The sequence below is a fragment of the Kitasatospora sp. NPDC056327 genome, from assembly GCF_042261735.1.
In the GTDB taxonomy this organism is placed as follows: Bacteria; Actinomycetota; Actinomycetes; order Streptomycetales; family Streptomycetaceae; genus Kitasatospora.
On sequence record NZ_JBHJRC010000150.1, the window covers coordinates 1 to 10,908 of the forward strand.

11 protein-coding genes are annotated in these 10,908 nt (G+C 75.9%); 6 read left to right on the plus strand and 5 right to left on the minus strand.

What is annotated here, in order from left to right:
- Positions 1-58 precede the first annotated feature (58 nt).
- Genes ACFCX4_RS21525 through fdxA form a run of 3 tightly spaced genes read right to left on the minus strand, consistent with a single transcriptional unit; the run spans position 59 to position 1,813 of the window.
- Positions 59-280 carry an SDR family NAD(P)-dependent oxidoreductase gene (locus ACFCX4_RS21525; protein ID WP_376144763.1) on the minus strand — a complete coding sequence of 74 codons (222 nt, stop codon included), beginning with the start codon at positions 278-280 and terminating at the stop codon, positions 59-61.
- 25 nt (positions 281-305) lie between these two features.
- Positions 306-1,466 carry a succinyldiaminopimelate transaminase gene (gene dapC / locus ACFCX4_RS21530; protein ID WP_376144765.1) on the minus strand — a complete coding sequence of 387 codons (1,161 nt, stop codon included), beginning with the start codon at positions 1,464-1,466 and terminating at the stop codon, positions 306-308.
- Between the two features lie 20 nt (positions 1,467-1,486).
- Positions 1,487-1,813, minus strand: a complete 327-nt coding sequence (gene fdxA, locus ACFCX4_RS21535; protein WP_030061559.1) for a ferredoxin — start codon at positions 1,811-1,813, stop codon at positions 1,487-1,489.
- 188 nt (positions 1,814-2,001) lie between these two features.
- Here fdxA and ACFCX4_RS21540 point away from each other — a divergent pair, with 188 nt between their 5' ends.
- Positions 2,002-2,967 (plus strand): GNAT family N-acetyltransferase, encoded by a 966-nt coding sequence (locus ACFCX4_RS21540; RefSeq protein ID WP_376144766.1) that lies wholly within the window; start codon positions 2,002-2,004, stop codon positions 2,965-2,967.
- Positions 2,968-3,029: 62 nt separating this feature from the next.
- Positions 3,030-3,911 (plus strand): transglutaminase family protein, encoded by an 882-nt coding sequence (locus ACFCX4_RS21545; protein WP_376144768.1) that lies wholly within the window; start codon positions 3,030-3,032, stop codon positions 3,909-3,911.
- 29 nt (positions 3,912-3,940) lie between these two features.
- On the opposite strand, the gene ACFCX4_RS21550 is transcribed toward ACFCX4_RS21545, so the two are convergent.
- Together ACFCX4_RS21550 and ACFCX4_RS21555 are read right to left on the minus strand one after the other, a co-directional pair.
- The gene (locus tag ACFCX4_RS21550) at positions 3,941-4,078 is read right to left on the minus strand and encodes a hypothetical protein (RefSeq protein WP_376144770.1); all 138 of its coding nucleotides are present in this window, start codon (positions 4,076-4,078) and stop codon (positions 3,941-3,943) included.
- Between the two features lie 264 nt (positions 4,079-4,342).
- Complete coding sequence (locus tag ACFCX4_RS21555) at positions 4,343-6,496, minus strand: prolyl oligopeptidase family serine peptidase (RefSeq protein ID WP_376144772.1); 2,154 nt, start codon at positions 6,494-6,496, stop codon at positions 4,343-4,345.
- Positions 6,497-6,720: 224 nt separating this feature from the next.
- Here ACFCX4_RS21555 and ACFCX4_RS21560 point away from each other — a divergent pair, with 224 nt between their 5' ends.
- The 4 genes from ACFCX4_RS21560 (at position 6,721) to ACFCX4_RS21575 (ending at position 10,778) form a co-directional block, all read left to right on the plus strand.
- Positions 6,721-6,915, plus strand: a complete 195-nt coding sequence (locus tag ACFCX4_RS21560) for a DUF2304 family protein (RefSeq protein ID WP_344344199.1) — start codon at positions 6,721-6,723, stop codon at positions 6,913-6,915.
- A gap of 51 nt (positions 6,916-6,966) precedes the next feature.
- A complete protein-coding gene (mshB, locus tag ACFCX4_RS21565; RefSeq protein ID WP_376144774.1) occupies positions 6,967-7,887 on the plus strand; it encodes an N-acetyl-1-D-myo-inositol-2-amino-2-deoxy-alpha-D-glucopyranoside deacetylase in 921 nt (306 codons plus the stop codon).
- Complete coding sequence (locus ACFCX4_RS21570; RefSeq protein WP_376144776.1) at positions 7,884-8,345, plus strand: DUF6113 family protein; 462 nt, start codon at positions 7,884-7,886, stop codon at positions 8,343-8,345. The genes mshB and ACFCX4_RS21570 overlap by 4 nt, the downstream gene beginning before the upstream one ends.
- 237 nt (positions 8,346-8,582) lie before the next feature.
- Positions 8,583-10,778: a hypothetical protein gene (locus ACFCX4_RS21575; protein WP_376144778.1), complete on the plus strand. Its 2,196-nt coding sequence runs from the start codon at positions 8,583-8,585 to the stop codon at positions 10,776-10,778.
- Positions 10,779-10,908 lie beyond the last annotated feature (130 nt).

Here is a 10,908-nt window from a genome sequence, read left to right on the forward strand (position 1 = left end):
CCGCGCTGACCTGCTCCACCGGCTGCGCCGCCCAGCCCGGCGTGAAGGACTTCGTCGGCTACGGCTCGACCGCGAGCTCGGCCGAGGGCTCGCCGCCGAGCACCCCCGCGTTGTTCACCAGCAGGTCCAGCCCGCCCAGCTCCCGCGCCGCCGCCACCAGCGCCGCCCGGTGCGCCGCCGAGGTCACGTCCCCGGCCACCGCCACCACCCGGCCCCCGGAAGCCCGCGCCGCCCCGGCCGCGGCCTCCTCCAGCGCCGCCGCACCCCGGGCGCTCAGCACCAGGTCCCCGTTCGTACCGTTCCCGCTACCGCCGGGCGGCGGCCTCGCGCAGCCGCTCCACGGCCGCCGCGACCCGCTCGTCGGTCGCGGTGAACGCGACCCGCACGAACCGGTCGCCGGCCGGGCCGTAGAAGTCGCCGGGCGCCACCAGGATGCCCAGTGCGGCGAGTTCCGCCACGGTGTCCCAGCAGGGCCGGTCCTGGGTCGCCCACAGGTAGAGGCTGGCCTCCGAGTGCTCGATCCGGAAGCCGTGGGCCTCCAGCGCCGCCCGCAGCGCCGCCCGCCGGGCCGCGTACCGCTCCCGCTGCTCGGTCACGTGCGCGTCGTCCCCGAGCGCCGCGGCCGTCGCCGCCTGGACCGGGGCCGGCACGATCATCCCGCCGTGCTTGCGCACCTCCAGCAGCTCCGCGACCACCACCGGGTCGCCCGCCACGAAGGACGCGCGGTAGCCGGCCAGGTTGGAGCGCTTGGACAGCGAGTGCACCGCCAGCAGGCCCTCGTGGCCGTCCCCGCACACGTCCGGGCGCAGCACCGAGACCGGCTCGGCCTCCCAGCCCAGCTCCAGGTAGCACTCGTCGCTGACCAGCAGCACCCGGTGCTCGCGCGCCCACGCCACGGTGCGGCGCAGCTCGTCCGCGCCGAGCACCCGGCCGGTCGGGTTGGAGGGCGAGTTCACCCAGAGCAGGCGCACCCGGGAGCCGTCCAGCTCGTCCACCGAGTCGTACTCGACCGGTTCGGCGCCGCACAGCCGCGCGCCCACCTCGTACGTCGGGTAGGCCAGCCGCGGATGGGCGACCTGGTCGCCCGGGCCGAGCCCGAGCTGGGTCGGCAGCCAGGCGACGAGCTCCTTGGAGCCGACGGTCGGCAGGACGGCCCGCGGGCCGATCTCCGCGCCGAGCCGGCGGTGCAGCCAGCCCGCGATCGCCTCGCGCAGCTCCAGCGGCCCCCAGACGGTGGGGTAGCCGGGGGTGTCGGTGGCGGCGGCCAGCGCCTTCTGGATGACCTCGGGGACCGGGTCGACCGGGGTGCCCACGGAGAAGTCGCAGAGCCCGCCGGGGTGGGCGAGCGCGGTGCTCTTGTACGGCTCCAGCTTGTCCCACGGGAAGACCGGCAGGAGGTCCGAAACGCGACGCGCCGCCCCCGGGTGCCCCGGGAACGGCGCGGGCGTGCTGTTCTTGGTAGTCACAGCTCAGATGCCACCAGTCGTCAGTGGTCGGCGTTCTGCGGCGGCAGAGCGGCGATGAACGGGTGGTCGCGCTCGATCAGGCCGAGCTTCGAGGCACCACCGGGCGAACCGAGGTCGTCGAAGAACTCGACGTTCGCCTTGTAGTAGTCCTTCCACTCCTCCGGCGTGTCGTCCTCGTAGAAGATCGCCTCGACCGGGCAGACCGGCTCGCAAGCGCCACAGTCGACACACTCATCCGGGTGGATGTAGAGCGATCGCTCGCCCTCGTAGATGCAGTCAACCGGGCACTCTTCGATGCAAGCCTTGTCCTTGACGTCGACACAAGGCTGCGCGATGACGTAGGTCACGCTGTCGTTCCTCCTCGGAAGGGCTCGGCGGCCCATTCTGTGTTGATCGCGTGCGCGGGTGAGCGCGGCGTCGTCGATGCCCGCCCCTAGTATCGCGGGTCGGAGACCGCAAATGCACAGGAGGTGCCCAGATGGCCGCCGAAGGGCCGGTTCAGGACCGTCCGGAGGTCCGGATAGATCGCTCTGACGTGGGCCTCAGAGTCTCGGTCCGGCGGCTCGACGGGTTCGCCGACGACAACCGGCCAGAGTTCCGCGACGTGATCGGCGTGCTCGCGTCCTGGGACGAATCGGGCCTGACGGTGGTGCCGAGGAGCGGCGGCCCGGTCACCTTCGACGAGCGGCTGCTGGTCGCCGGGAAGGTGGTGCCGCTCTTCCCGGCCCGGCGCGCGCCGCTGCCGCCCGTCGACCCGGTGGAGCTCCAGCGGACCGCCGCGCGCGGCTGGCCCGCCGTCGAGCAGGAGCCGCTGGGCGCGTGGACGCTGCGGGCCTCGGCCGGCTTCACCCGGCGGGCCAACTCGGTCCAGGCGCTCGGCGACCCCGGGCGCCCGCTCGACGGGGCGCTCGCCGCGGTGCGGGAGTGGTACGCGGCGCGCGGGCTGCCCGCCTGGGTCGAGGTCAGCACACCCGGCTCGCCGGAGGACCTGCGCGCCGTGCTGGACCGGCTGGGCGCGGCGTACGCGCCGACCCTGGTGCGGGTCGCGCCGCTGGCCGGGATCGCCCGCGGCGGCCCGCCCGCCGCGCCCGGCCCGGTCCGGCTGTCCCGGACCGCGGGACCGCGGTGGCTGTCGCTGTACCGGCGGGCCGGCGACGACCCGGCGGTCGAGGAGGCCGCGCTGCGGGTCGTCCACGGCGGGCCGTCGGTCTGGTTCGCCACCGTGCCCGGTGCGGAGGGACGGCCGCCGCTCGCCATCGGACGGTGCGTCGTCGACGGGCCGTGGGCCTGCTTCGGCGCGGTCGAGGTCGCCCCGCACGCCCGGCGCGCCGGACTGGCCACCGCGGTGATGGCGGTGCTCGCCGCCCGGGCCGCCGAGGAGGGCGCGAGCGGCGCGTACCTGCAGGTGGAGGCGGACAACGCGGGGGCGATCGCGCTCTATGACCGGCTGGGCTTCACGACCAGTCACACTTACCACTACGCGCTCCTGCCGCAGGGGTAGGACACCGCCCGGAACCGTCCGCCCGTCCGCCCGTCCGCCCCACGAAAGCCGCCGCCACCGCCGTGACCGAGCAGAGCAGAGCACGCTTCCGGACCGAGGCCCGGGCCGAGCACCCCGATCCGGTGCTGCTCTGCCTGCTCGCGGCCGTCGAACACGCCCCCGCCCCGGACCCGGCGGACCCCGACGCCCTGCCCGGCCCGCCCTCCCCGGACGCCCTGCTCGCCGCCTCCTCGGCGGCGCTGGAACGGCACGCGTCCGCCGTGCGGCACGCCGTCGCCGAACGGGCCCCGGCCGGACCGGAGGAGACCGCGGCGCTGCTCGCCGCCGTCCTCGGCGGCCGGGAGCGGTTCCACGGCCGGAAGTCCGACTACCGGCGGCTGGAGTCCTCGCTGCTGCCGGACGTGCTGCGCCGGCGGCGCGGGCTGCCGATCATGCTCGCCCTGGTCTGGTCCGCCGTCGCCCGGCGGGCCGGGCTCACCGTCCACGGGATCGCCCTGCCCGGCCACTTCATCGTCGCGGTCGGCGGCCCGGCCGGCGGCGACGACTACGTGCTGGCCGACCCGTACCACGGCGGCCGGCTGCTCGACCTCGACGACGTGGAGAAGCTGGTGCAGGCCGGCGGGCACGAGTTCACGCCCGAACTGCTCACCCCGGCCCAGCCGCTGGACGTCGTGCTCCGGGTGCTCGGCAACATCCGGGCCTGGGCCGCCGACCGCCCCGAGCACGCCCGCACCCAGCTCTGGGCGACCGAACTCGCCCTGCTGCTCCCCCGCCACCCCGCCCAGCTACGCCTCGAACGCGCCGAACTGCTGGTGCGCACCGGCGACTTCCTGCGCGGGGCCAGGGAGATGGACGAGTACGCGGAGATCCTGGACGCCTTCGACCCCGACACCGCCGCCAAGGTCCGCCAGGAGGCCCGGGCCGCCCGCCACCGGCTGAACTGAGCCGCCGCCCGCCGCCCCGCGCCGCGCGTTCAGCGGGGCCGCCCGGCGGGCGCGGGACGGCCGTCCGCGGGTGCCCCCGGGCCGGTTCCGCCGGCCCCGGTGAAGGCGGCGCACGGGATCAGGGCGAGGAGCAGGACGACGAGCACCATCGCGGCAGGCTTCGGCATGCCCGTCATGCTGCCGCCGTCCCCGGCCGCCGCCGGTGCGGACCGGGCGGCGGCCGGGAGAGTTCCTCCGCCCGGACCAGCCGTCCGGGGTCCGTTGTCGGGCCCCTCCGCTAACGTGTCGCCCACGTCGAGGCCGGACGGACGGACCCCGTGCGGGTACCCGCGGCCAAGGGGGAGCGGGATGGGTACGCCCCGGCACCGCTCGTCCGCGGGCCCTGGCTCCCTGATCCGGCCCCGCTCCCCCTCCTCGGCGTTCCCGGTGCCTCAGATCCCGAGCGACTTCTTCACGAAGTCGACCTGGAGCAGCAGCAGGTTCTCCGCGACCTCCTCCTGCGGCGTCATGTGGGTGACGCCGGAGAGCGGCAGCACGGTGTGCGGGCGCCCGGCGGCGAGCAGCGCCGAGGACAGCCGCAGGGTGTGCGCGGCCACCACGTTGTCGTCCGCGAGCCCGTGGATGATCATCAGCGGGCGCTCCAGCCCGGCCGCGTAGCCGGTCAGCGAGTTGCCGTCGTACACCTCGGGCCGCTCGGCCGGGTGGCCCAGGTAGCGCTCGGTGTAGTGGGTGTCGTACAGCCGCCAGTCGGTGACCGGCGCGCCCGCGACGGCGGCGTGGAAGACGTCCGGACGGCGCAGCACCGCGAGCGCGGCGAGGTAGCCGCCGTAGGACCAGCCGCGGATGGCGACCCGGCCGAGGTCGAGCGGGAACTCCCCGGCGAGCGCCCGCAGCGCGTCGACCTGGTCGTCCAGGGTGGCGCCGGCGAAGTCGTGGGCGATGGACTTCTCCCAGGCCGGGCCGCGCCCGGGGGTGCCCCGGCCGTCGGCGACGACGACCGCGAAGCCCTGGTCGGCGAACCACTGGGAGTTGAGGTGCGGGTTGTGCGCCTGGACGACGCGCTGGCCGTGCGGGCCGCCGTACGGGTCCATCAGGACCGGCAGCAGGCCGTCCCGCCCGCGGTCGTAGCCGGTGGGCAGGAAGACCGCGGCGGGGATCCGGCGCTCGCCGGCGAAGCGGAACACCGGGCGGGCGGTGATCACCGGGGTCTCGGCGTACGAGGCGATGACGGCGATGTCGTCCACCACCACGCCCTCCGGCAGGTCCCGGGCGACCTGCACCAGGGTGCCGGGCAGGTCGGGCTCGGCGGTGGCCCGCACGGTGATGCCGGCCGCGTGCACGGCGTTGGTGACGGAGGTGAACGGACGTCCGTTGGCGGACTCCCAGGAGAGCCGCTTGCCGTCGTGGCCGATCCGGCCGACCGCGATCCAGCCGGGCTCGGGGTCGGTCTCGCCGGCGCCGCCGGAGGCGGTGAAGAAGACCTCGTCGGCGGTGACCGCGAGCACCGAGCGCAGGTGCAGGTCGGGGCCGGTGACGGTGTGCCCGCCGACCACCAGCGCCCGCGCCCCGGACTCGTCGGAGATCCGCACCAGCGCGCCGTCCGGGGTCCACGCCGGGACGCCCGGGAACAGCTCCAGCCAGACGTCGTCGCGCTCCTCGTGCAGCGTCCGGGTGCCGCCGGTCGCCGGGTCCACGCCCAGGGTCAGCTGGACGCGCTGGTCGCGGGACTGGACGAGCAGCAGCGGTACGCCGCCCTTCGACCAGTGCACCCGGGCCAGGTAGGGGAAGGCGGCGCGGTCCCAGGTCACCTCGGTGCGGGCGCCGTCCAGGCCGAGCAGCCAGAGGCCGACCTCGGCGTCGGCGGTCCCGGCGGCCGGGTAGGCGACCTCGGCGGGCTCGCGGTCCGGGTTGGCCGGGTCGGCGATCCACCAGCGGTTGACCGGGGTGTCGTCGGCCCGCTCGACGAGCAGCCGGTCGCCGTCCGGGGACCACCAGTGGCCGCGGTCGCGGTCCATCTCCTCCTGGGCGATGAACTCGGCCTGGCCCCAGGTCACGTTCGGCCCGTCGGGGCCGGCGAGCGCCCGGTCGCCGGTGCCGTCGACCCGGCTGAGCCGCAGCTCGCCGGCGGTGTTCGCGTAGGCGACGTGGACGCCGTCCGGGGAGATCCGCGGGTCGACGAGCGGGCCCTCGGCGGGCAGCTCGGCGGTGGTGCCGGCGGCCAGGTCGGCGACGAACAGGCGGCCGGAGAGCGCGAAGGCGGCGAGCCGGCCGGAGCCGTCCAGGGCGTAGCCGACGATGCCGGCCGAGCCCTCGCGGCTGCGCTCGCGGCGGGCCTTCTCGGCCGGGGAGAGGTCCTCCTCCCCGCCGCCGAGCAGGACGGCCGGGTCCGCGGCGATCCGCTCCTCGCCGGTGGCGGTGTCGAGGGTCCAGAGCAGGTTGGCGCGGTCGCTGCCCGACCGCGAACGGAGGAAGACGACCCGGGATCCGTCGGGTGCGACGGAGAACGACCGGGGCGCGCCGACGGTGTAGCGCAGGGTGCGCGCGTACTGCCTCGGGAAGGTGTCCGCTGGGGTGTGGGTGGTCATGCCACCAGACCCTACGACCCGTGGCCGGGCGATGGTGATCACTCGTTCGGAGCATCGGGCCCAAGTACGCCCGGAAGGGGTCCGCACCCCCTCCGACCGGCCCATGCGCCCCGTGGGTGCCACCGTGCCCCGGTGCGTGCGGACTCACTCAGAGTGATACATCCCTCACTCATCGGGTATGACTAGGTCCGAGTGATCGCCAGCCCCGAGGAGTGTGAGCCGCCATGGCCCTGTCCATCTCCGCCGCCATGCTGATGCTGGTCATCGTGGTGGTGCTGATCCGCCGCTCGGGCCTGAAGCTCGCGCACGCGATCGTCTGCGCGCTGCTCGGCTTCTACCTGGCGTCCAGTTCCATCGCCCCGTCGATCAGCCAGGTCACCAGCAACCTCGCCGGCATGATCAACGGCCTGCGGCTCTGACCCGCGGCGCGGGGTCACCGGGCCGGCACCCCGGTCGTTAGGCTTCCCCCCATGACCGCGACCACCGGACGCCGCCTCCTCCTCGTGCACGCGCACCCCGACGACGAGTCGATCAACAACGGTGCCACCATGGCCCGGTACGCCGCCGAGGGCGCCCGGGTCACCCTGGTGACCTGCACGCTCGGCGAGGGCGGCGAGGTGATCCCGCCGGAGCTGGCCCGCCTGACGGCCGATCGCGACGACACCCTCGGCGCGTACCGGATCGGGGAGCTGACGGAGGCGATGGCCGCGCTCGGCGTCACCGACCACCGCTTCCTCGGCGGCCCGGGGCGCTACCGCGACTCCGGGATGATGGGCGTGCCCGACAACGACGTGCCCGGCTGCTTCTGGCGGGCCGACGTCGACGAGGCGGCCGGCCGGCTGGTCGCGGTGGTCCGCGAGGTGCGCCCGCAGGTGCTCGTCACCTACGACGAGGACGGCGGCTACGGCCACCCCGACCACATCCAGACCCACCGGGTCGCGATGCGCGCCCACGAGCTGGCCGCCGACCCGGCGTACCGGCCCGACCTGGGCCCGGCCTGGCGGATCGCCAAGGTGTACTGGAACCGGGTGCCCCGGTCCGTGGTCGACCGGGCCCTCGCCGAGACCGCCGCCAAGGCGCCGTTCCCGGGGGTGGCGCAGGCCTCGGACATCCCCGGGGTGGTCGAGGACGCGGTCGTCACGACGGTCGTGGACGGCACCGGGTACGCCGGCCGCAAGGCCGCCGCGATGGCCGCCCACGCGACCCAGATCACGGTGGACGCCACCGGCGCGTTCTTCGCGCTCTCCAACCACCTCGGCCAGCCGCTGCTCGCGACCGAGTACTACCAGCTGGCGCGCGGCACGGCCGGGCCCCGGCTGCCGGAGGACGACCTGTTCGCCGGAGCGGAGCCCGTCACCGCCGGCCCGACGCCCGAGGAGTCCGCCCGATGACCCCGACCGACTCCGCGCGGCCCGCGCGCCGTTCGCCCGCCGCGGCCGTCCTCGGCACCCGGGACGAGCGCCTGAAGGAGCCCCAGCCCCCGCGCGGCGCACGGATCGCGGCGTATGTCCTGTTCTTCCTGCTGGGCATCCTGGTCTCGGTGTGCGGAGCGTTTGTGCAGGCCTTGTGGCCGCCCGTGGGGGTCCTGCTGGCGCTCGCCGCCACCGCCGCGACCTTCTACGCCGGGCTGCGGGTGACCGGCACCCGGATCGGCGCGGCCGCCCCGGCGGCGGGCTGGTTCCTGGCCCTGCTGCTGGTGATGGTCCCCCGCCCGGAGGGGGACAACGTGCTCTGGACCAACGCCACGTCGCTGGCCTGGCTGTTCGCCGGCTCGATCCTGGGCGTGATCTGCGCCACCCTGCCGACCCGCACCAGCTGGTTCCCCGGGGTTCCGGGCCCACCGCGCTGACCCGGGCGGGCACCCGCGTACGGTGGCCGGTACGACGGGCAGTCAGCACCGCCCGGTCGTACTCTCATACCGGAAGAACCGGACGTATCGGGATCTGTCCGAACCGGTTCACCGGTCGGTTCTTCCCAGTATGGTGGTGCCGCAGAACGCCGTACCCGACGCCGCCCGTCCAGGCCCGGCGCCGACGAACCGCGGTCGCGCCGCACGGCCGGCCCGCGAACCCGGAGCAGAGCAGCATTGAGCAGCCGCGAATCTGACAACGCCCACCCGACGCCCCGGCGCACGGGTCCGGACGCCTACCCGTCGGGCACCCCGCCCTACGGCACACCGGGTTTCCCCGGCGGCGACCGCACGGGTGCCGGCGCCGCCAAGGGCTCGGCTCCGGAGGGCGGGGACGACAGCCCGAAGACCGAGACCACGGTGACCACCCGGGTCCGGATCAACATCCCCGGCTCACGCCCGATCCCGCCGGTGGTGGTCCGCAGCGCCGTCAAGAACGAGGACGGCCCCGGCGAGGACGCCCCGGCACCCGCCGAACCGCCCGGTCCCCGGCACCGTTCCGCCGCGCCCACCTCCCCGGTGCTCGGCGTGATGGACGGCGGCACCGGCGGCGCTCCGCCGCACCTGCCGCCCGAGTGGCAGATCCCGCCCGCCACCTCGGAGGCCGAGTCGACCGGCGCGTGGTTCCGCCCGCGCCAGAAGAAGGGCTCCGAGGGTGCCCCGGTGCCGGCCGCCGCGCCCGCAGCCGCCCCGGCCCCCGCCGGGCCGCAGCACGGCGCCCGCGCGAACGGCGCCGCCCGGCCCGACACCGCCCACCCGCGGAACGAACGGCCGCGCACCGAGCGGCCCGCCGCGAACGGCCACCCGGTGCCCGCCCAGGCGCAGGCCCCCGCACCGCTGCCGAACGGCACGCCCGCGTCGCCGTACGGCGGGGCGGAGCCGCCCGCCGACGAGGCCGGCGTCTACGCCGACGTCCCGGCCGGCCACTTCGCGCCGACGGCGCCCGCCACCCCGTTCGCACCCGCCGACCCCTTCGCGGCCGGCATGGCCCCGGCACCGGCCGCGGACCCGTTCGCCGCCCCCTACCCGCAGGGCCCCGCCGCGCCGGGCCCCGAGGACACCTCGGTCGACGGCTTCGCCCCGGTCCCCGGCGGCGCCCCGGCCGCGCCCATACCCGGCGCGCCCACCGCACCGGGCGGCGCCCCGCAGCCCGGCCTGTTCGCCTCCGCCCCGGCCGGCGCCGACCCGTTCGCCACCACCCCCTACCCGCAGGCCGGCGCCGCCAACGGCGCCCCGGCCCCGGGCGGCCTCTTCCCCGGCGCCCCGGGCCGCCAGGGCGAGGGCACCGACGCCGCGGGACCGGGCGCCCCGGCCGTCTCCCCCGCGCCCGCACCGGACGGCCCCGCGGGCCCGTCCGCCCCGAAGCCCGCACCCGCCGCAACCGAGCCCGCGCCGGCCCCCAGGGCCAAGGCCAGGCCGAGCGCCGCCAAGAAGCTGGTCAAGCTCGCCACCTACGCCGTCGTCGTGGTCGGCTTCCTCGGCGCCGCCGCCTACGGCACCGGGCTGATGCTCAACCAGGCCGACATCCCCAAGGGCACCGTGGTGCTCGGCACGGACATCGGCGGCAGCAACCGCGACCAGGCCATCCGCCGGCTCGACGAGAGCGTCGGCAAGGCCGGTCAGCAGCCGGTCAAGCTGAAGATCGGCGAGCAGACCGTGGACCTCGACCCGACCGCCGCCGGGCTCGCCTTCGACACCACGGCCACCGTGGACCGGCTCACCCAGCACTCGTACAACCCGCTGGACGTCCTCAAGTCGCTCAAGGCCGACGAGAAGGCCGTCCCGCCGGAGGTCAAGGTCGACCGGGCCAAGCTCAAGTCCGCGCTGGAGGCGCTGGCCGGCGGCTCCGGCCAGGGGCTGCAGGAGGGCTACGTCCGGTTCAGCGAGACCGGCGAGACCGTCGTCGTTCCCGGCCGGGCCGGCCAGGCGGTGGACTCCGCCTCCGCCGTCGACCTGGTCGACGCCGCCTACCGGGACCGCGCCGCCGGAAAGTCCGACCAGCCCGTCGCGCTGGCGGTGACCGCCGCCCAGCCGAAGGTCTCCGCCCAGGCCCTCCAGGGCGCGGCGGACACCCTCGGCAAGTCGGCCGTGAGCAGCCAGATCCACATCTTCGCGGGCACCAAGAAGTTCGACTTCGGGCCGAAGACCGCCGCCGCGGCGCTCACCCTCGTCCCGGACGCGAGCGGCAAGTTCGTGCCCAAGTGGGACCTCGACGCGCTCAACCGCCAGCTGGCCGCCGGCGCCTTCGACAAGATGAAGACGAAGAAGAACGGCCAGCTGGTCCCGATCACCCCGCAGGACGTCGCGGACCAGATCACCGCGCTCCTCGACAAGACCGGCGACAAGGACCGCACCTTCCGGTTCCCGGTCTGACCGAACCGTTATCGGGGGGGGGGGGCCCGGGCCGGGCCCCCCCCCCCCAACCCCCCCCCCCCCGCGCCACCAATGTGTGCCGACATCGCCGCGCGCCCCACACCCCGGGACCCCCCACGGGGCCCCCCCC